The organism is Paucilactobacillus nenjiangensis, assembly GCF_008632615.1.
Classification (GTDB): Bacteria; Bacillota; Bacilli; order Lactobacillales; family Lactobacillaceae; genus Paucilactobacillus; species Paucilactobacillus nenjiangensis.
The window spans coordinates 1,889,788-1,909,600 of record NZ_CP043939.1 but is presented as its reverse complement, the minus strand read 5'-3'; the positions used below and the strand labels follow the sequence as shown (position 1 = coordinate 1,909,600).

At 39.7% G+C, this 19,813-nt stretch carries 20 protein-coding genes; 14 read left to right on the top strand and 6 right to left on the bottom strand.

Annotated features, from left to right (window positions below; genetic code table 11):
* Positions 1-9: 9 nt before the first annotated feature.
* Both F0161_RS09790 and F0161_RS09785 read right to left on the bottom strand, forming a co-directional pair.
* On the bottom strand, positions 10-1,359 hold the full coding sequence (locus F0161_RS09790; RefSeq protein WP_137601867.1) for an HD domain-containing protein: 1,350 nt from the start codon (positions 1,357-1,359) through the stop codon (positions 10-12).
* Positions 1,356-2,162: a lipoate--protein ligase family protein gene (locus F0161_RS09785; protein WP_150204444.1), complete on the bottom strand. Its 807-nt coding sequence runs from the start codon at positions 2,160-2,162 to the stop codon at positions 1,356-1,358. The genes F0161_RS09790 and F0161_RS09785 overlap by 4 nt, the downstream gene beginning before the upstream one ends.
* Before the next feature lie 132 nt (positions 2,163-2,294).
* Between F0161_RS09785 and F0161_RS09780 the strand changes: the two genes are divergently transcribed.
* The 5 genes from F0161_RS09780 to F0161_RS09760 all read left to right on the top strand — a co-directional run bounded on the left by F0161_RS09780 (position 2,295) and on the right by F0161_RS09760 (position 7,280).
* Entirely contained in the window at positions 2,295-2,735 is a 441-nt protein-coding gene (locus F0161_RS09780) for a DUF1934 domain-containing protein (protein ID WP_150204443.1), read from the top strand.
* 45 nt (positions 2,736-2,780) lie between these two features.
* Positions 2,781-3,392 (top strand): DNA-directed RNA polymerase subunit delta, encoded by a 612-nt coding sequence (rpoE, locus tag F0161_RS09775; protein WP_318635332.1) that lies wholly within the window; start codon positions 2,781-2,783, stop codon positions 3,390-3,392.
* A 393-nt stretch (positions 3,393-3,785) separates the two neighbouring features.
* Positions 3,786-5,384 (top strand): CTP synthase, encoded by a 1,599-nt coding sequence (locus F0161_RS09770; RefSeq protein ID WP_150204441.1) that lies wholly within the window; start codon positions 3,786-3,788, stop codon positions 5,382-5,384.
* Between the two features lie 256 nt (positions 5,385-5,640).
* A complete protein-coding gene (locus tag F0161_RS09765; protein WP_137602543.1) occupies positions 5,641-6,939 on the top strand; it encodes a UDP-N-acetylglucosamine 1-carboxyvinyltransferase in 1,299 nt (432 codons plus the stop codon).
* A gap of 95 nt (positions 6,940-7,034) precedes the next feature.
* Positions 7,035-7,280, top strand: coding sequence for a type B 50S ribosomal protein L31 (locus F0161_RS09760; protein WP_137602544.1), 246 nt, complete (start codon positions 7,035-7,037; stop codon positions 7,278-7,280).
* A gap of 40 nt (positions 7,281-7,320) precedes the next feature.
* On the opposite strand, the gene F0161_RS09755 is transcribed toward F0161_RS09760, so the two are convergent.
* Entirely contained in the window at positions 7,321-8,538 is a 1,218-nt protein-coding gene (locus tag F0161_RS09755) for an MFS transporter (protein ID WP_150204440.1), read from the bottom strand.
* A 119-nt stretch (positions 8,539-8,657) separates the two neighbouring features.
* Between F0161_RS09755 and F0161_RS09750 the strand changes: the two genes are divergently transcribed.
* On the top strand, positions 8,658-9,365 hold the full coding sequence (locus F0161_RS09750; RefSeq protein ID WP_150204439.1) for a class A sortase: 708 nt from the start codon (positions 8,658-8,660) through the stop codon (positions 9,363-9,365).
* Positions 9,366-9,393: 28 nt separating this feature from the next.
* Here the strand turns inward: F0161_RS09750 and F0161_RS09745 are convergent, their stop codons facing one another.
* Positions 9,394-9,852, bottom strand: a complete 459-nt coding sequence (locus F0161_RS09745; RefSeq protein ID WP_150204438.1) for a low molecular weight protein-tyrosine-phosphatase — start codon at positions 9,850-9,852, stop codon at positions 9,394-9,396.
* Positions 9,853-9,960: 108 nt separating this feature from the next.
* Between F0161_RS09745 and F0161_RS09740 the strand changes: the two genes are divergently transcribed.
* The 7 genes from F0161_RS09740 to F0161_RS09710 all read left to right on the top strand — a co-directional run bounded on the left by F0161_RS09740 (position 9,961) and on the right by F0161_RS09710 (position 17,092).
* Entirely contained in the window at positions 9,961-10,518 is a 558-nt protein-coding gene (locus F0161_RS09740; protein ID WP_137602548.1) for a LemA family protein, read from the top strand.
* 26 nt (positions 10,519-10,544) lie between these two features.
* Positions 10,545-11,438 (top strand): zinc metalloprotease HtpX, encoded by an 894-nt coding sequence (gene htpX, locus F0161_RS09735; RefSeq protein ID WP_137602549.1) that lies wholly within the window; start codon positions 10,545-10,547, stop codon positions 11,436-11,438.
* Positions 11,439-11,567: 129 nt separating this feature from the next.
* Positions 11,568-12,938 carry a UDP-N-acetylmuramoyl-tripeptide--D-alanyl-D-alanine ligase gene (locus F0161_RS09730; protein WP_150204437.1) on the top strand — a complete coding sequence of 457 codons (1,371 nt, stop codon included), beginning with the start codon at positions 11,568-11,570 and terminating at the stop codon, positions 12,936-12,938.
* A gap of 510 nt (positions 12,939-13,448) precedes the next feature.
* Positions 13,449-15,032 carry a DEAD/DEAH box helicase gene (locus F0161_RS09725; protein WP_150204436.1) on the top strand — a complete coding sequence of 528 codons (1,584 nt, stop codon included), beginning with the start codon at positions 13,449-13,451 and terminating at the stop codon, positions 15,030-15,032.
* Positions 15,033-15,160: 128 nt separating this feature from the next.
* Positions 15,161-15,517 (top strand): holo-ACP synthase, encoded by a 357-nt coding sequence (gene acpS / locus F0161_RS09720; RefSeq protein ID WP_150204435.1) that lies wholly within the window; start codon positions 15,161-15,163, stop codon positions 15,515-15,517.
* A 4-nt stretch (positions 15,518-15,521) separates the two neighbouring features.
* The gene (gene alr, locus F0161_RS09715) at positions 15,522-16,631 is read left to right on the top strand and encodes an alanine racemase (RefSeq protein ID WP_150204434.1); all 1,110 of its coding nucleotides are present in this window, start codon (positions 15,522-15,524) and stop codon (positions 16,629-16,631) included.
* Positions 16,632-16,717: 86 nt separating this feature from the next.
* Complete coding sequence (locus tag F0161_RS09710) at positions 16,718-17,092, top strand: type II toxin-antitoxin system PemK/MazF family toxin (protein WP_137602554.1); 375 nt, start codon at positions 16,718-16,720, stop codon at positions 17,090-17,092.
* Positions 17,093-17,185: 93 nt separating this feature from the next.
* Here F0161_RS09710 and cbpA read toward each other — a convergent pair whose 3' ends face one another.
* Positions 17,186-17,827 carry a cyclic di-AMP binding protein CbpA gene (gene cbpA / locus F0161_RS09705; RefSeq protein WP_137602380.1) on the bottom strand — a complete coding sequence of 214 codons (642 nt, stop codon included), beginning with the start codon at positions 17,825-17,827 and terminating at the stop codon, positions 17,186-17,188.
* A 193-nt stretch (positions 17,828-18,020) separates the two neighbouring features.
* Positions 18,021-18,977, bottom strand: coding sequence for an L-lactate dehydrogenase (locus tag F0161_RS09700; protein WP_137602381.1), 957 nt, complete (start codon positions 18,975-18,977; stop codon positions 18,021-18,023).
* Between the two features lie 260 nt (positions 18,978-19,237).
* Here F0161_RS09700 and pth point away from each other — a divergent pair, with 260 nt between their 5' ends.
* Entirely contained in the window at positions 19,238-19,798 is a 561-nt protein-coding gene (gene pth / locus F0161_RS09695) for an aminoacyl-tRNA hydrolase (RefSeq protein ID WP_150204686.1), read from the top strand.
* Positions 19,799-19,813: the final 15 nt, after the last annotated feature.

Sequence of the window (19,813 nt, the reverse complement as noted above, 5' to 3'; positions counted from 1 at the left end):
CCTTTAGTCTTATGGGTTAATTATTTCGTCGTTGTTAATGTATGACTGAAATTCTTCGTAAATCGGTTGGAAAATTTCGATATTTTGGTCGGCGGACAACATTTCTTTTGGAAAGAAGAATTTTTGATTACCGACAATTTTACCGGAAATCGATGCCACTAGGGTACTGACCTCTGATAGCTCGACTAATTCACCATTGGGTTGCATCAATTCAATTTGAGTTTTTGAATTGGCTTCTTGTGGATCATAAGTATCGTAGGGCAAGTTATAACTGTCATTCGTGGCCGTATAATATTCACTGTTAAAACCGGCAGTTTGAATTAATTCGCGTAACTTAGGTAATAGGTTTTTAGTGGTATCATCGTACGACACTGATTTGAGAGGCTTACGATCAAGAAAGCGATTAGCTAAGTCAGACAAAATGTCATCGGGATAATCACGCCATTGGGCAAAAATGGTATTTAACACGCCGTCGTCTAGGGCCAAGTATTCCTTTAGGGTAAACGAATTATTAAAAAATGGCATTAACATTTTTGATGCAAACGAGCTCTCATCTTGATTGCTGGAATAAAGATTATGCGCTCGTTCCAACATATGGTCTAAAATTTCTTCCATCGACCGTGAGGCAGGATGAAAATAAATCTGTAAATACATTTGTAACCGGCTCAAAATGTAATCTTCAACGGCATGCATGCCCGAAATTTCAAAAGTAATCCCATCTTTGTATGGGCGAATCACTCGTAAAACCCGTTCCAAATCGAAATTACCGTAGCTAGTACCCGTGTAGTATGAGTCGCGCTGCAGATAATCCATTCGGTCGGCATCAATTTGGCTTGAAATCATTTGCACGACTTGCTTATTTGGATAGGAATGGTCAATCACGCTGGCCACCTGTTTAGGAAAATCGTCTGAAACTCGTTTTAAAATTTTATTGATGTTGGAATCACTTGAAGTAATAATTTTAGTGGTGATTTCTTCATGATTGGTGTGAAAGATATGCTCAAAGGTGTGTGAATAAGGACCATGTCCAATATCGTGTAATAAAGCTGCACATAAGGCCACACCGCGTTCCTCGTCATTCCATAGCCCGTCTTCCGGCGAAGTCGATGAATAGTTTCGTTGGAAGTAATTACAAATCCGGCGGGTGATTTCATAAACACCTAAGCAATGACCAAAACGAGAATGTTCTGCCCCGTGGAAAACTAATGAGGCAGTTCCCAGTTGTTTAACGCGGCGCAACCGCTGGAATTCTGGTGTGTTAATCAAATCAATAATAATCTGATTTTCAATGTAAATATATTTGTAGACCGGATCTCGGAAAACCTTTTCTTTTTCTAATCGTTCGTCATTGAAACTCAAATAGGCCGCCTGCTCTCTAATTTAGTTTGTCGATGTTGCATCGATTCTCGCTGAACCGCAACTTCTTCGTTAAAATCTGCTGTTTCATCAAAGATTGAGCGTTGATATTGGGTGAACACGTTTAGCACCCGTTGCTTGGTTTCACCAATTGATAGGTTAGCAACTAAGTCAGCTAAGTTAACCATTGAATCAGGCCAGACATACGGGAAATTCCATTTATTTTCGTCAGTTTGAATTCCAGCGCGATAAAAATTAGCCACTAATTGTCCGCGCGCAGGTTGGTTACCATTGATGCTGAGATAAAGCATAATGACAGAGCCGTTTTTATTGCGTCGCTGCGAAATGCCTCCAATTTTTTGCCCATTGACACTTAAATCAAATTTACCAGGACAATACGAGTGCACAATTTCACCAGTGGAAATAGTTAATTCTGGAAAGGCTGATTGTACTAATTCTGCCATTTCGGCATATGCCTCGTCCACGGTGAGTGGCAAGCTTGCTGGGATAAACAAAGATATATTTAACACGCCGTCGTCACTAATGACCGATAAGCCACCTGAATTTCTCACAAAGTAATGATATTGATTTTGCGTGAGCAAGTTCAATGCATCGTTAAGATGGGGCAGGCGTTGATCTGTCATACCTAAAATGAGAGTATCTTGCAACATCCAAAAATGGAGAATTGGAGTCTCAGATAATTTGGTTAGGAGCGCATTGGTATACGCAAATGAGTCCAAGTTGTGAGCTGGTTTAAGTTTTTGATCAACAATTGAAATTGAATCGAACTGACTATGGAGCTTCATTTTTAAAATCACCTTTTTTAAATGTAACCGTATTTATCTACCATTATACCTAACTAAGTAGTTAAAAACATCAAAATAACGAGTAACTATTTGATTTGGGGCCGTTTTCAGATATAATTAATTGAATTAAAAATGAAGGTGAAGACAATTAATCAAACAAATAACGTGCAAGTTCAATTAAAAGCCACAATTGTTCAGCCTGAAGGCCGCGAAGAATTTGAATTTAACGAACCGGGACAAATCATCCAGGTCGGGGATGCTCATTATTTACGGTATGTCGAAGTTCAGGATGACATCAAAACACCAGTCACTTTTAAATTTGCTGCCGATGGCTCTGTTGTATTGACCCGTCACAGTGAAAATCGAGCTCATTTTGAATTTCGTTTGGGGCAATCCATAGAAACTCATTATCAAAGTGCTTATGGCATGATGCAATTATTTGTCGAAACGGAAAAAATGGTTTTGAATTTTGATGAGAATACAAATAATGGCAAGCTATGGGTTGATTATGAGCTGAAATCGGCGGATAATATACTGGGTAAGTACCAAATAAGATTGCAATTTTTTAGCTAACGTTGTATTATGTAGTTTAGACTTTTCGAAGGGATGTGCACCAGTTTGGAATTAAAAGCATTTGAAGGCCAAGACAGATCAGAACTTTCAATGATTGAGGTTGCGCACGCCATTTTAGCAAATCATGGCGACGCAATGGCTTTTGTTGATCTTGCAAATGAAGTTCAACAATATTTAGGTAAGAGTGATGAGGAAGTCCGTGAACGGTTGTCACAATTCTACACGGACTTAAATGTCGATGGTAGTTTTATTTCCCTTGGTGACAATACATGGGGACTACGTGCGTGGTACCCATTTGAATCAATTGATGAAGCAACCATTCATGAAGAAGACGACGGTCAACCAAAACGTAAGAAGCGCAAGAAGGTTAATGCGTTCCTTGTCGATGCTGGTGACGATGATGACGTGATCGATTACGACGATGATGACCCAGAAGATCAAGATTTGGGTGATGACGACGAAGACGATGACGACGATAGTGCAGACGACTTTGACGACGATGATGATACAGAAAACGTCGACGAAGATGCCGATATTCCTGATGATGGAATTGAAGGTCAACTTGCTGAATTGTCTGATGACGATGATGAAGATGATGACGAAGACGATTATGGTGATGGCGACGATGATGATGAGGAAGACGACCACGATAAGTAATGGTTAGTGCCTGATTGAATTCGAACCACTGCGGTGATTAATTCGATTTGAATGAACAGGGCAATTACATTTTGTAATTGTGCTGTTTTTTTGTTGCTTTAACGGTTTCGCAAAGCAACCATCTCCGTTTAACTAATAATAACTATCATCCCAAGAAAGGATGACAGCTATTATCTGTTAATACTCAATGGCTAGCGCTTTGCTCAGCACTTATTACTTTCCTCTTGACGAATCTCTTTTCTGACTGTATTATCTTATATGGGCTCTCGAAGGACTTACTTCGAGACAATATTGTTCGATTAATATATGGTCCCCTATTCTATGATGGATAGGGGACTTTTTTAATTTTGCAAGATGGTACCAGCCTTCAAATTTTCCCAAAGGAGTAACAACATGACAAAGTATATTTTTGTAACAGGTGGGGTGGTTTCATCCCTTGGTAAAGGGATCGTTGCTGCTTCATTAGGTCGGTTATTAAAAAATCGCGGCCTGAAGATTACGATTCAAAAGTTTGATCCATATATCAACGTCGACCCAGGTACGATGAGTCCTTATCAACATGGTGAAGTGTTTGTCACTGATGATGGTACGGAAACTGATTTAGATTTAGGTCACTACGAACGTTTTATTGATATCACATTGAACAAATATTCAAATGTAACAACTGGGAAAATTTATTCTGAGGTTCTGCATAAAGAACGTCACGGAGACTATTTAGGTGCCACCGTACAAGTAATTCCACATATCACAGATATGATTAAAGAAAAGATTATGCGTGCTGGTACAAGTACCGACTCCGACATTGTTATCACTGAAGTTGGCGGAACCGTCGGCGATATCGAATCGTTACCTTTCATGGAAGCACTACGTCAAATGAAGCGTGATATTGGCTCTGACAATGTGATTTACATTCACACAACGTTGATTCCAATTTTGCACGCAGCCGGCGAAATGAAGACGAAACCAACACAACATAGTGTCAAAGAATTACGTGGTTTGGGAATTCAACCTAATATCTTAGTTGTTCGGACTGAAAAGCCAATCGACGACGGTATGCGTAAAAAGATTGCCTTGTTCTGTGATGTGGAACCCGATGCGGTCATCGAATCATTAGATGTTGACACATTGTACCAAATTCCATTGAACTTACAGGCACAAAACATGGACCAAATTGTGTGTGATCAATTGCATATTGATGCACCTAAATCCGATATGGCTGAATGGGCTGCAATGTCTGAACATGTGCAACACTTGAGCAAAACCATCAAGATTGCAATGGTCGGCAAATATTCAAATCTGCAAGATGCATACATTTCTGTAAATGAAGCACTCAAGCATGCTGGATATCCCGTCGATTCTGACGTAGATATCACACATTTGAATTCTGAAGATGTGAATGAAGATAATGTTGCTGAATTATTAGGCGATGCTGACGGTATCTTGGTACCAGGTGGTTTTGGTACCAGAGGAACTGAAGGCAAGATTACGGCGATTAAGTATGCTCGTGAAAATGATGTACCTTACTTAGGTATTTGTTTGGGGATGCAAACTGCATGTATCGAATTTGCACGTAATGTGGTCGGATTAAAGGATGCTAACTCAGCTGAATTTGATTTGGAAACACCTTACAATGTGATTGACTTGATGAATGATCAAGAAGGCGTTGAAGATATGGGTGGAACTCAACGTTTGGGTGCCTATCCATGTAAATTAAAGCCTGGTACTGTTGCAGCAGCAGCTTATGATAATCAAGATGTCATTAGCGAACGTCATCGTCATCGTTATGAATTTAACAATGAATATCGCGAACAGTTTGCGGCCCACGGTATGGTCTTTTCAGGTACATCACCTGATGATCGTTTGGTGGAAGTCGTTGAATTGCCAGAAAAGAAGTTCTTTGTGGCAGCACAATATCACCCTGAATTTCTATCGCGGCCAAACCGCCCTGAAGGCTTGTTCAAAGCTTTCATCAAAGCGGCTAGCGAAAAATAATAATTATTATCAAAATGGAGGAGATTGGGGATTACTCAATCTCTTTTTCGATATAATAAAATAAGATTTACGAAATAGGTTCCAGAATTATTTATTAAAATTAGATTAAAACATTTATGTGATTCATAATTGTGCAAAATTTTGTCAAAATTTAACATAATATGTGGTCGAAAAGTATTGTAATTTAGCCAATATTTCTTTATCATTACATTTGGTTGTTTTAAACAGAACTATAAATTAGAGCGAGGAATTATCAATGAAAAGTATGATCATACAGGGAGGAAACCGACTTTCGGGAGAAATCACGATTGGCGGTGCTAAAAATAGTACAGTGGCGCTTATTCCAGCTGCTATTTTAGCGGATACACCAGTCCAATTTGATACTGTACCAGATATTTTGGATGTTCATAACCTGATGATTATTCTTCAGTCGATGAATGTAACATCTTCGTTTAAGCATGGAATTTTAAATATTGATCCTACTCAAATTGTTGAAAGCGAACTTCCTAGCAAGGCCATCAAGAGTTTGAGAGCGTCATATTATTTCATGGGTGCTTTATTGGGTCGTTTCCATAAAGCAGTACTCACTTTTCCTGGTGGAGATAATATCGGTCCACGGCCAATTGATCAACATATTAAGGCGTTTGAAGCTTTAGGTGCTGAGGTATTTGAAGATAATGGAACCGTGCATATAAGTGCACCAAATGGCTTAAAAGGGACTACCATCTTCATGGATATGGTCTCAGTTGGAGCGACGATTAATACGGTTTTAGCTGCGGTTAAAGCAGAAGGTACGACGGTGATTGAAAATGCCGCTCGCGAACCAGAAATTACTGATTTGACAACCTTCTTGAATAACATGGGTGCTAAAATTCGTGGAGCAGGGACTGACGTAATTCGTATCGAAGGAGTCGAAGAACTGCGTTCCACTAATACTCATACAATTATTCCTGATCGCATTGAAGCTGGCACATATCTGGCCATGGCAGCAGCAGTTGGTGACGATGTCATTGTGCATAATATTATTCCAGAACATTTGGAATCATTCACCAGCAAATTACTTGAAATGGGTGTTAATTTACAAATTGGTGAAGATAGTATCCGCGTGTTACGGAGCGAAAATCTCAAACCAATTAAAATTAAAACCTTACCATTCCCAGGATTTGCCACGGATTTACAACAACCCTTAACGCCTTTATTGTCAACAGCTGAAGGTGTCAGCGTAATTGTGGATACAATTTATTCACAACGTGTGAAACACGTTCCTGAATTACAGAAAATGGGGATGGGGATTTCGACTGAAAACGGCCTAATCCTGATTGAACATTCTGAAGGATTACATGGAGCCACGGTTGAAGCGGGTGAAATTCGCGCAGGTGCTTCGTTAATGATTGCCGGTTTAATGGCCAATGGTGTGACCAAAATCACCCATGCTGATAATATTTTGCGTGGTTATGATCGGATTGTTTGGAAACTTAACCGCCTCAATGCTGACGTGCATATTGTCGATGAAGCTGGAGCTGAAGTAGTTGAAACTCAGGTTTCCGAATCGTAGGTTGTCAAAAATTATTATCTATGGTATCATCGTAAAGTTAGATATAAATAAACTATGTCTCAGTCAATGACTCATGGCAAAAGGAGCGTAATAACATGAAACAAGACATTCATCCAGATTACCATCCAGTTGTATTCGAAGATTCATCAACTGGTTTCAAGTTCATCTCTGGCTCAACAGCAACTTCTAAAGATACTGTTAAGTGGGAAGACGGTAACGAATATCCATTGATTCGTGTTGAAATTACATCAGACTCACATCCATTCTACACTGGTAAGCAAAAGTTTACTCAAGCAGATGGTGCAGTCGATCGTTTCAACAAGAAATATGGTCTCAAATAAGAATCATCAAAAAAACACATGCCAATTTGGTATGTGTTTTTTATTTCTTAGCGTTCACAACATTTATTCTAAATAACACGAAATTGATAGCAACCAGTAAAGCTGTGGATAAGAAGACGGCACTATAATCGAATAATCCAGAGATAAAGGCACCAATCATGGGGCCAATCACATTTCCAAACGATTGGAAACTTTGGTTCCAACTGAAGATGCGCCCCGTAATTTCTGGTGGCGTATTTTTTGTTAAGAGGGTTTGGACTTGCGGAATCATGGTCGCATTGGAAATTCCAATCAAGAATCTTAAAATCCCTAATTGCCAAATATTAGTGACAAACGCCGTGGGAATAAAGAAACAAATGGCTAAAATAAAACCAATAGTTAACACCCGTTCGGTACCAATTCGGTCGCCCAGCGCTCCAAATCTTGGAGCAACTAACATGGTGGCCAACCCAGGAACGGCGGCAATAATCCCACTCACTAATGTGACGTTACCATTGTTATGCATGAGTTCGCGGACATATAGAGAAATAATCGGAGTAATAGAGTTATTAGAAGCTTGAATGATTAATGTGGTAATGAACATTCCAAAAATCATTTGTGGGCTCTTTAAAGCGGCAATCACGCCAGACGCTTTTTGCAACTTTTTCGCCGTAGTTGGCTTGAAGTTCTTTTCAGTGACGAATAACCAACTAAAAATAAAGACAATAAATAGTAAGATACCAGTAATTAAAAAGGTCATCCGGTAGCTAAACATGGATGCTAATGCTCCACCTAATAAGGGACCCAGCAGGGAACCACCAGTTAAGCCGGCCATCAAAGTTCCTAAGGCCCGGCCACTTTTCTCCCGAGGGGCAGTGGTTGCAATAATGGCATTGGCATTGCTGACGTAACCACCAAAAATTCCTTGGATAAAACGCAGAGTAAATAATTGCCAGACGTTGGTGACACAAGACATTAAGCCGATGACAATTGCCATCCCAAACGAGGCACGAAGAATCATAATTTTCCGTCCGTGAGTGTCAGATAGCTTACCCCAGAAGGGTGAAATGATTGCTGTAATCAGATAAGTGATGGCGAACACGGCACCGGAGTAGAGGTTTAATTGGCTTTTTGTAAAGTCACCTAATGTATCAACATATAGTGACATGAAGGGCATAATTTCGGAAAATGCCAGTCCGGTCACAAATACGCTGACCCAGAGAACGTAGAGATTTTTCTCCCAATCTTCTAGTTTATTTAGGTGTAACAGCTTCTTCATACGTGCGTTCTTCTTTCTTTTTTTTAAAAGTAATGTATAATTTTCTCATAATAACAATAGTTATTATGGTAACACCAACCACTTTATTAATAAAAGTGATCAGGTGTAGGGGGAATTTGATGAAAAATAAGAAACGTTCAAGTTGGAAACGCTGGCTGAGTTGGGTTGGGCTAACGCTTCTGTTGATTGTCTCGCTTGCTTTAATTTTTAATCAACAGATTAAGGATTATCTGGTTGATAGTTATAAGCCAGAAATTTCACAGACAAAGATTAATAATAACAAAAAAAAGTCCGGTAATTTTGATTTTAAGGATGTTAAGTCATTAGATTTACAAATGGTGGGTAAAGCGCGAGCTAAAAAATCTGCGTTAAATGTCATCGGTGAAATCTCAATTCCATCTATTAAATTGAATTTACCAATCGCCAAAGGGGTTGATAATTATACCTTAGCCTTGGCTGCGGGGACCATGCGTGCTGATCAAAAAATGGGTGAAGGTAATTATCCTTTAGCCGGGCACCATATGAATAGCCACACAATTTTGTTTAGTCCGTTATACTGGAAGAGTAAAGTGGGTCAAAAGATTTATTTGACCGATTTGAAAAAGATTTATGAGTATAAAACCACTGAAAAAACCTATATTGCAGCGACTCGAGTTGATGTGGTCGAGAATACACCTGGAAAGAATATTATAACATTAGTTACTTGTGATGCTACTGGTGCAGGTCGTTTAATGGTTCGGGGTGAACTCGTGAAGACGATGAAATACAAGGACGCACCAAAGTCTGTGCAAAAGAATTTTGCTAAATCATTTAATAATAAGAACTAAAAAACCGTCTTCGAAAAAAAGACGGTTTTTACTTGGTCAGATAATCAAACCAGCTTGGTAATGCGGCAGCTAAACTGTCATAAGTATCTTGGAAACGGTGCGTGTACCAAGGATCAGGGATTTCTCGAGACTCTTCTCCAGGCACTAGTTCAAAGATACGATGGACTTTATCTTGGGAGCTTGGGCCAGCCATTTGCACTAGATTGTTATAATTCATTCCATCCATGCAAATAATATAATCAGCATTTTCAAAATCTTGGCGCGTGATTTGACGCGCAACCAAGCCATCAGCAGGAATATTATATTTAGCTAGGATTTCACGAGTGCCGGGATGTGGCGGATTACCAGTTTCTTCACTACTTGTGCCAGCAGAATCTATCTGAAATTGTGATTCTAAATTAGCTTGTTTAACCATCTGGCGAAACATCGCCTCTGCCATTGGTGAGCGGCAAATGTTGCCCAAACAAACAAATAAAACATTATTCATAATTATCAACCTTTCAAAACTTATTAAGTTTATTCAAATGACTTTATTCCACTAGTAAAGTACGTTATCATTTGATTATACGTAACATCATTCAAGGGGGAAATATTAATGGTAACAATTATTGTAGTAATTGTCGTGATTATTGCCTTAATCGCAATTTATGCGGGAATTTATAACGGCTTAGTTAGTGCGCGTGTTCAAACGCAAGAATCATGGAGCCAAATCGATGTGCAACTCAAACGTCGGAATGATTTGATTCCTAACTTAGTTGAAACAGTTAAAGGCTATGGTAAGTACGAATCATCAACACTTGAGAAAGTGGTTGAATTGAGAAACCAAATGACTCAAGTACCAGCCGGTGATCATCAACAAGCCATGGAAGTTTCAGATCAATTAACTAGTTCATTGAAATCAATTTTTGCTTTAGCCGAAAATTATCCAGATTTGAAAGCCAGTGCTCAATATTCAGAATTGATGGAAGAACTTTCAAATACTGAAAATAAAATTGCTTATTCACGCCAATTGTTTAATTCAACGGCGGCCAACTTAAATACCAAGATTCAATCATTTCCAACTAACATTGTAGCCGGTATTCATCATTTTGCACAAGTAGAATACTTAAAAGTTCCAGAAGAAGAAAAAGAAAATGTCAAAGTTTCATTTTAATTTACTCGTATTGGAGAATAAACTAGATGCTCTATCAACAAATTGCTCGAAATAAACGACGTACAGTCTATGTCATGATAGGCTTTGTTTTGTTGGTGCTCTTGATTGGCGCAGCTGTCGGTTATGTATTCTTTGATAGTTATGTGGCTGGAGTTTTAATGGCAGTCGTAATTGGTGGAATCTACATGGCCTTGATGATTTCCCAATCAACTTCAGTGGTGATGGGGATGAATCATGCCCATGAAATTACGAGCGCAGATCAAGCACCTGAATTGTGGCACGTGGTTGAGGATATGGCGTTAGTTGCCAATGTTCCGATGCCAAAAGTGTATATCATTGATGACCCAAGTCCAAATGCCTTTGCCACTGGTAATAATCCAGAGCATGCAGCCGTTGCGGCAACCACTGGTATTTTAGATAAATTGAATCGCGAAGAACTCGAAGGTGTGATGGGTCACGAAATGACTCATGTGCGGAATTACGATATTCGTTTACAAACGATTGCGTTAGCATTAGCGGCTGTTATTTCGATGCTCGTTAATATCGGAATGCATTCGTTTTGGTGGGGCGGTGGCCGACGTAACAATGATCGTGAAGGCGGCGGCTACATTCAAATTATTTTGATGGTGCTCTCACTAGTTGTAGTTGTCTTAGCACCAATTGCGGCGTCGTTAGCTCAAATGGCACTGTCTCGAAATCGTGAATATCTGGCCGATGCTGGGGCGGTGGAACTGACACGGAATCCACGGGGATTAATTTCAGCTTTAGAAAAAATCTCCAACGCGGAACCGATGAAAGAAGCTGATCCAAGTAGTGCAGCGCTTTATATCAGTAATCCAATTAAAAAGAAATCGATGGCTAATTTATTTTCAACTCATCCACCAATGGAAGAACGGATTAAACGCCTCGAACAAATGTAAATAACAATTAAACGGTTAATCTGTCGAAGACGGCGGGTTAACTTTTTTTGTGGAATTGGCTTGTCGTAAAAGGTGTTATAATGATAAGGTTGTAGATTGAATGAAGTAGATCTAAAAGGAGATTCCAGAATGAAAATGAAATTGGCGGAAATTGCCAAAGCGATTAATGTAAAGAATGATATTAGTGCTTTGCAAGGGGTCGAGGTTAGTAGTGTTGCCTTTGACAGCAGAAACCTTGACGACGGAGCACTATTTGTGCCGCTCAATGGAGAACAAGATGGTCACAAGTTTGTGGCCAGTGCCTTTGAAAATGGGGCCGCAGCTAGCCTATGGGCCAGTGATCACGCGGTGGGAGATGACAGTCAACCATTGTTAGTTGTTGATGATCCATTGGCTGCCTTGCAAGAATTGGCCAGTTATTATTTATGTAAAATTAACCCAATCGTGGTGGCAGTGACCGGTAGTAATGGTAAAACCACGACCAAAGATATGATTGCATCGATTCTTAGCACCCAAATGAATGTCACCAAAACGTTTGAAAATTTCAATAATGAAATTGGTGTCCCAGTTACCTTATTAAACATGGACCCTAATACTGAGGCCGTCGTTGTTGAAATGGGGATGGATCATTTTGGTGAATTAGATGCACTGAGTCGATTAGCCACCCCTGATATTGCCGTGATTACAATGATTGGGGAAGCCCATATTGAATTCTTTGGCAGTCGTGACAAAATTGCTGACGCGAAAATGGAAATCGTGAATGGTTTAAAAGAAGACGGTACGCTGGTGTTCAATGGGGATGAACCATTGTTAACTGAACGGACTGCATCAATTGTGCAAGATAAACTCGAATTTGGTCGTCAGTTGAATAATGACATTTATGCCACGAGTGTCAACGCGACTGCTTACTCATTAGAGTTTGTCACCAATGCGTGGCCAGATGAAACTTTCCAAGTTCCAATGATGGGTGAATATAACGTAACCAATGCGTTAGCTGCGCTGAGTGTTGGAAAATTAATGCACATTTCAGTTAAAAATATGCATCGGGCACTCAGTTCTCCCGATATTACACGAAATCGGACTGAATGGATTAAAGGTAGTGCCGGTGAACAGATTCTCAGTGACGTTTATAATTCCAATCCGACAGCGGTCAAAGAAGTTGTTAACGTCTTTTCCAAGGCAGAAACAGCGGGTAAACGAATCGTGGTTTTGGGTGACATGCTTGAACTTGGTGAACAATCAAATGATTTTCATCGAGATTTATCCGAAGTATTTGATCCAGAAAAAATCAATGAAGTCTATTTGATTGGTCCTCATATGAAGGCTTTGTACGATGCTCTTGTTGAAGACTATGGTGAGCATGTGCATTATTTTGCTACTGAAGAAAAAGCCAAGATGACTGTTGAATTAGGGGCTTTGATTACCGATAAAGATATTGTCGCGATTAAAGCTAGTCACGGATTGCATTTGGAAACGGTGCTGGATGCATTGACTAGTTAGGGTTGATTTGGGGTGCTGATAAACGGCTATGCAAAGCAGCCATTTCCGTTTAACCAATAATAGCCATCATCCTAAAAACGGATGACGGTTATTATCTGTTAATACTCAATGTCTCCCGCTTTGCTCAGCACTTGTTATTAACGGCTTCGCACCTCAATCAACTCATCTAACTCATAACTCAACAAATTCACAGACCGAATTCATTGAATTATCACGTTAGTGCTCATTGATTAACCGAGTTGCTCAGCACTTATTATTAACGGCTTCGCTTATCAACTTCGTCACTTTAATTAAATAATCAACCATTGTCATAAAGCGACAACACTTGATTATTTATCGTAAAGGTTCCGAAGTTAACCGATAAGCTCAGCACTTATTATTAAAATTAGTTGTTATTTCAACTAAGAACTAGTATACTTATTTAGTTGTATTTATTTTATATAGTTTCACCATTGCTGTGGTCAACGGAATTTGACTAGATGGTGAGGTTCAATCCCAGGAGGAAAACACTTGAAGTTTAGCGAATTGGGTCTATCAGAAGACCTACTTAAAGCCATTAAGCGTAGTGGCTACGAAGAAGCAACCCCAATCCAAGAGGAAACTATTCCATTGGTAATACAGGGTAAGGACATCATTGGACAAGCACAAACCGGTACTGGTAAAACAGCTGCCTTTGGATTGCCAATCGTCGAAGATACGGATACAAGTAATGGAGATATTCAAGCGTTGATTATCTCACCAACTCGTGAGTTGGCTATCCAAACGCAAGAAGAATTATACAAATTAGGTAAAGATAAAAAGGTTAAGGCACAAGTTGTTTACGGTGGCGCTGATATTCGTCGTCAAATCAACAACTTGAAGAACCATCCACAAGTTTTGGTTGGGACTCCAGGTCGTTTGCTTGACCATATCAACCGTCGGACAGTCAAACTTGACCATCTTAAGACATTAGTTTTAGATGAAGCCGATGAAATGTTAAACATGGGATTCTTGGATGATATTGAATCAATCATCAACAAGACTCCTGCAGATCGTCAAACATTGTTGTTCTCAGCTACTATGCCACCAGCTATCAAAAAAATTGGTGTGCAATTCATGACTGACCCACAACACGTTAAGATTAAGGCTAAGGAAGTTACTACTGACTTAGTTGACCAATTCTACGTTCGTTCAAAGGACTTTGAAAAGTTCGATACAATGACACGTTTGATTGATGTACAAGATCCTGATTTGACAATTGTGTTTGGTCGGACAAAGCGTCGTGTTGACGAATTATCAAAAGGCCTTGAAGCCCGTGGCTACAATGCTGCCGGTATTCATGGTGACTTGACTCAACAACGTCGTAGTCAAATCATGCAACAATTTAAGAACGGTAAAATTGATATTTTAGTTGCTACTGATGTGGCCGCCCGTGGATTAGATATCTCTGGTGTGACTCATGTTTACAACTACGATATTCCTCAAGACCCAGATAGTTATGTTCACCGTATTGGCCGTACCGGTCGTGCCGGACACCATGGTGTTTCATTAACCTTCGTTACTCCTAGTGAAATGGATTATCTTCGTGAAATTGAAAAATTAACGAAGGTCCGTATGTTACCATTGAAGCCACCAACCGCTGATGAAGCGTTGAAGGGTCAATTGGCAAATGCAATTTCTAAGGTTGACGAACTTGTTGGTCAAACTGAAACTGTTAAATTTGAAGAAGAAGCTGAAAAGCTGTTGACGAAGTACGAACCAATTGATTTGGTTGCTGCTTTGTTGAACAACGTCACTAAAGACGATGCTTCAAGTGTGCCAGTTAAGATCACTCCAGAACGTCCATTACCTCGTCACAAGGGTGGCGGCGGTCGTCGTAGCGGTGGAAGCCGTAATGGTGGCGGCTATCGTGGTAATCGTTCAGGCGGGAGTCGTAATGGCGGTGGATACCGCGGCGGCAATCGTTCAGGCGGTGGAAACCGTGAAGGTGGATATAAGGGCAGCCGTGATAACCATGGCGGCAGTCGTGGATCAAGCAACCGTAGCTCAAGCAGCCGCGGCGGCAATGGTGGTTCATCCCACGCATTCAGTATTCGCAAAAAAAATAATGATTAATTAGTACTTAGATCTAAGTTGGATGTAAAATCTGGCTTAGATCTTTTTGTTTCTGATAATTTAGGACGATTGTGAAAGCAAACTGTGCTACAATATGAAACAAAATAGTGATAGTAAAGGATATAATCATGATTTATGGTATTGGAATTGATATCAGTGAAATTAAACGCGTTGAACAAATGAAAGAAAAACACGCTAATTTTATTAGCAAAACGTTAACCGCTGCAGAACACCAACAGTATTTAACGCGAAGCGCTCATAAACAGGCTGAGTATTTGGCAGGCCGCTTTTCAGTGAAGGAATCTTTTTCCAAAGCGTTGGGAACTGGTATTGGTGCGGCAGTTGGTTTTCAAGATTTGGAAGTTCTTGACGATGAATCTGGAAAACCGACGATTAAGCAATCAATTTTTGATGGCCCAGTCCATGTGTCAATTTCACATACTGATTCAGTCGTCATCAGTGAAGTCATTTTAGAAGAGGGATAGTGCAATGGTAATCGGGAAGAATCGGGAAACTAAGTTAGTCGTTAATTTACAAGCAATAACAGATAATATTCAGCATGAACGTGCTATTTTAACAGATGATGTTGAAATGTTTGCGGTTGTCAAAGCAAATGGGTATGGACATGGCATTTTAGAAATTGCACAGACTGCTTTAGCTGCTGGAGCCACAGGATTATGTGTGGCGATCTTAGATGAAGCGTTATCGTTACGAAAAGCAGGGATTACCGCGCCAATTTTAGTTTTAGGGATAACTTCACCTGCCTTCGCTACTTTGGCCGCAGATGCCGGTATTTCACTAACTGTCGGGTCCGTGGATTGGTTACAAGATTATGCTGATCAAACTACGGCAAAGCAACCATTGAGTGTCCATTTGGCAATCGACACTGGCATGGGGAGAATCGGATTTCGCCACTCAGAAGATGTTAAGCAGGCAGAAACTTTATTAGCCAGTGATCTCTTTAGTTTTGACGGAGTATTCACTCATTTTGCGACGGCAGATCAAACAGATACCAAATATTTTGAGCAACAATTTAAAACTTGGCAGCAATTAACTGGCGCATTAGTTCAATTGCCCAAATATGTACATATTTCAAATTCGGCAACTAGTTTGTGGCATTTACCAGTGACTGGTAATATGATTCGCTTTGGTGTGACTATGTATGGCCTTAATCCGTCAGGAGTGGCCATTGAAGAATTGCCATATCAACTAGAACCAGCTGCAGAATTGGAAACACAATTAGTCTTTGTTAAACAAATTCCAGCTGGAGCCTCGGTTAGTTATGGAGCCACGTACACTGCCAAAACCGACGAATGGATTGGCACGGTGCCAATTGGTTACGCCGACGGATATCCACGTTGTATGCAAGGCTTTCATGTGTTAATTGACGGCCAACAATGTGAAATCGTTGGTCGGGTTTGCATGGATCAGATGATGATTCGCTTGCCTAAACAATACCAAACTGGCACCAAAGTGACCTTAATTGGTCATCAAGGAAATCAAACAATCGGTGCTACAGATGTCGCCGAGTATGCCGGTACGATTAACTACGAGATTATGACGAGCGTTGCTGAACGAGTGCAACGAGTTTATCGATAAATCAAACTAACTATATCGAGCAAATCGGGTTGTAGTATGGTATAATTAGCGCTTGTTAGACTTTGTGAAAAAGGAGGTGGGGATGTTTGGCCAAGGTTGAAATTAAACGTGGTGATATTTTCTATGCGGATTTGTCACCAGTGATTGGCTCTGAACAAGGTGGATTACGACCTGTAGTGATTATTCAAAATGATATTGGTAATCATTACAGTCCAACGGTGATTGTGGCAGCAATAACGGCAAAAATGCAAAAGCCAAATATGCCCACTCACGTTCAAATTAATTCAGAGTATGTCGGGATTGAAAAAGATTCAGTGATATTATTAGAACAGGTACGCACCATCGATAAGCAACGATTACGGGATAAGGTCACACACTTGTCCGACGGGTTAATGCATAAGGTTGATCGATCGTTGCAGGTGAGTATCGGGTTACTTAGTAATAAAAAGCAGACATCATAGGGTAGTACATATTACAGCGTTATCAAGAGTGCACCAAATTAAAAAGGCATCAACAATTCGATTGTGAATTGTTGGTGCCTTTTTGGTCATCGATTAAAACTTCGCATGAAGATCTTCAATTTCAGGAACTTCGAAGCCTTTTTTATTTAGATTATGGACAATCTTATCCAACATTTTTTGGTCAACATTGGCAGGCAAAGTGAATAAAATACGACGATATTCACTAGATTCATTTAAGCCTAAGGTCAGACAGTTATTAATTGGTGTGTACTTGGTAATCGCTTTGGTCATCTTAACCAATGAACCACGATCATCTGCGGTTAAAACCGTGATGACATAACTACCGGTATGCACATTCCAGCCTTCTGCCAACATACTGAGTAATTTAGTATGTGTCAGAATACCCGAAAATTGACTATTTTCATCAAGCACCGCAATGTAAGGTAAATCCTTAATGGCGAAGAACACAGTGAAAAAGGCGGCGTTAATAGAGATGAACTTAGTTGAGTTTTTCAGGAGTGTTGTAACTGGTAATTGCATATCACCACCGCGAGACTTATGACGATAGATATGCATCTTATAGATATTACCTCTGAAAAAAGTGCCAGTTTCATCTAAAATTGGGACACATCTGAAATCAGAATCTTCCAAAACAGAAAGTGCCGTTTCGAGTGTCGTATCTTCTTGTAAAGTTGTTAATTCTTTTTTTTGTTTAACTAGTGTTTCTAGTAGCATAAATTAAACCTCATTTAATCTGTAAAATAAACCACTAAATATAATAACACAAAAATGAGAGTGAATGAGAAATTAATGAGAAATAAATAAAAATATTGTGGGAAATTACTCCAAATATCATGGTACATGATATAAAAAACTCATGCAATCAAATGATTACATGAGTTTAACGAACGATTAAGTTCTATTAATATTAGTCTAATGCAGCAATTCCGTCAGCAGTTACTTGGCGAAGCGTTGCAGCTGATTTAGCCATCAAATCTTTTTCACGGTCATCAAGTTTAACTTCGATAACTTTAGCAAGACCTGAACCATTGATAACGGCAGGTGTACCGATGAAGATGTCATTCAAACCATATTCACCGTCAAGTGCAGCACCAACAGGTAAGATAGCATTTTCATCGCGTAGGATTGCGCGTGAAATCCGCATCAAGCAGGTAGCAACACCGTAGTAAGTTGCACCCTTACGGTTGATGATTTCATAAGCCTTGTGACGAGTTTCGTCTTCAATTTGAAGTAAGTCGTCAAATGAAACACCGGCTTCTTTTGCAAGTTGAACAACTGAAACGCCACCAGCAGTTGCTGTTGAATAAGCAGCAAATTCTGAATCACCATGTTCACCCATGATGTTAGCATTAACATCGCGAGGGTCAACATTAAGTTTCTTGGCAAGAGCAACACGAAGACGTGCTGAATCCAGTGATGTACCTGATCCAATCACACGGCTCTTGTCGAAGCCAGAGAACTTCCAAACAGCGTAAGTCAATACGTCAACTGGGTTAGCAGCAACTACGAAGATGCCGTCAAATCCTGAATCAACGATTGGTTTTACGATTGATTGGATAATCTTAAGGTTCTTGTTTACAAGTTGTAAACGAGTTTCACCTGGTTTTTGAGGTGCACCAGCAGTGATAACTACAAGGTCTGCGTCTGAACAGTCTGAGTAGTCGCCAGAGTAGATGTTCTTTGGAGCAGTGAAAGCTTGCACGTCTTCAAGATCAAGTGCGTCCCCTTCAGTACGTTCCTTGATAACATCAACGATAACGAATTCTTCTGCTAAACCTTGTTGTGCCATTGCAAATGCATAACTTGATCCAACTGCTCCGTCACCGATAAGTACAACTTTTTGATGATTAGGTGTCTTAGTCATTTTCTAAATACGTCCTTTCAGAAAAACAAAATATTTTATAACGTGAATATTATAACATGAATGTAAAATTTTTTTAAGGTTTTAATGAAAGCTATTTCAAAAGCCGACTTAATTTTAATAAAACTTTGCTAAATGTCTCACAGTGAATGATTTAACTGTCTGTTTTTTCAATTCTAGTTTATAATGTTATAGATTAGCTGACCGGGTATCTGCCTGGTGCGGCCTTTTTGTATTTTATCTGGAAGGGATTAATAGAAAAAATGAAAATGATTGTTGGTTTAGGAAACATTGGACCTCAGTATGATGGAACCCGGCACAATATGGGGTTTATGGTAATTGACCAAATTGCCAAGGATTATCAGTTGTCGTTTAAACATACAAGCAAAATGGAAGCAATGACAGCGAGTGGCATTATTAATGGCGAAAAAGTTTTGTTGGTCAAACCAACGACGTTTATGAATGAGTCGGGTCGGTCAGTCAAACCATTGATGGATTATTACGATGTCCCAGTCGAAGATTTGATTATTGTTCATGACGATATGGATTTGCCAATTGGAAAAATCCGCTTGAAAGCGAAAGGATCAGCCGCCGGGCATAATGGTTTGAAAAGTCTGATTAATCATTTAGGTACCCAAGGATTTCACCGCGTGAAAGTCGGCATTGATCATCCAGGAAATTCGAATGTTGTTGATTATGTGTTAGGTAAATTTAAAGCAGATCAACAAGATGGATTACAAGATAACATTACTCAAGCTGAAAACGCGGTAGAAGACTGGATTACCGGGATGCCATTTGGTCAATTAATGAATAAGTATAACTAGTAAGGTAGGAAATCG

What these genes read in the sequence shown, in the direction of transcription:
- pth (WP_150204686.1), top strand. Translation starts at nt 19,238, where the DNA reads ATGAAAATGATTGTTGGTTTAGGAAACATTGGACCTCAGTATGATGGA.
- cbpA (WP_137602380.1), bottom strand. Translation starts at nt 17,827, where the DNA reads ATGCTACTAGAAACACTAGTTAAACAAAAAAAAGAATTAACAACTTTA.
- acpS (WP_150204435.1), top strand. Translation starts at nt 15,161, where the DNA reads ATGATTTATGGTATTGGAATTGATATCAGTGAAATTAAACGCGTTGAA.
- F0161_RS09740 (WP_137602548.1), top strand. Translation starts at nt 9,961, where the DNA reads ATGGTAACAATTATTGTAGTAATTGTCGTGATTATTGCCTTAATCGCA.
- F0161_RS09750 (WP_150204439.1), top strand. Translation starts at nt 8,658, where the DNA reads ATGAAAAATAAGAAACGTTCAAGTTGGAAACGCTGGCTGAGTTGGGTT.
- F0161_RS09770 (WP_150204441.1), top strand. Translation starts at nt 3,786, where the DNA reads ATGACAAAGTATATTTTTGTAACAGGTGGGGTGGTTTCATCCCTTGGT.
- F0161_RS09785 (WP_150204444.1), bottom strand. Translation starts at nt 2,162, where the DNA reads ATGAAGCTCCATAGTCAGTTCGATTCAATTTCAATTGTTGATCAAAAA.
- F0161_RS09745 (WP_150204438.1), bottom strand. Translation starts at nt 9,852, where the DNA reads ATGAATAATGTTTTATTTGTTTGTTTGGGCAACATTTGCCGCTCACCA.
- F0161_RS09760 (WP_137602544.1), top strand. Translation starts at nt 7,035, where the DNA reads ATGAAACAAGACATTCATCCAGATTACCATCCAGTTGTATTCGAAGAT.
- F0161_RS09755 (WP_150204440.1), bottom strand. Translation starts at nt 8,538, where the DNA reads ATGAAGAAGCTGTTACACCTAAATAAACTAGAAGATTGGGAGAAAAAT.
- alr (WP_150204434.1), top strand. Translation starts at nt 15,522, where the DNA reads ATGGTAATCGGGAAGAATCGGGAAACTAAGTTAGTCGTTAATTTACAA.
- htpX (WP_137602549.1), top strand. Translation starts at nt 10,545, where the DNA reads ATGCTCTATCAACAAATTGCTCGAAATAAACGACGTACAGTCTATGTC.
- F0161_RS09780 (WP_150204443.1), top strand. Translation starts at nt 2,295, where the DNA reads ATGAAGGTGAAGACAATTAATCAAACAAATAACGTGCAAGTTCAATTA.
- F0161_RS09730 (WP_150204437.1), top strand. Translation starts at nt 11,568, where the DNA reads ATGAAAATGAAATTGGCGGAAATTGCCAAAGCGATTAATGTAAAGAAT.
- F0161_RS09765 (WP_137602543.1), top strand. Translation starts at nt 5,641, where the DNA reads ATGAAAAGTATGATCATACAGGGAGGAAACCGACTTTCGGGAGAAATC.
- F0161_RS09700 (WP_137602381.1), bottom strand. Translation starts at nt 18,977, where the DNA reads ATGACTAAGACACCTAATCATCAAAAAGTTGTACTTATCGGTGACGGA.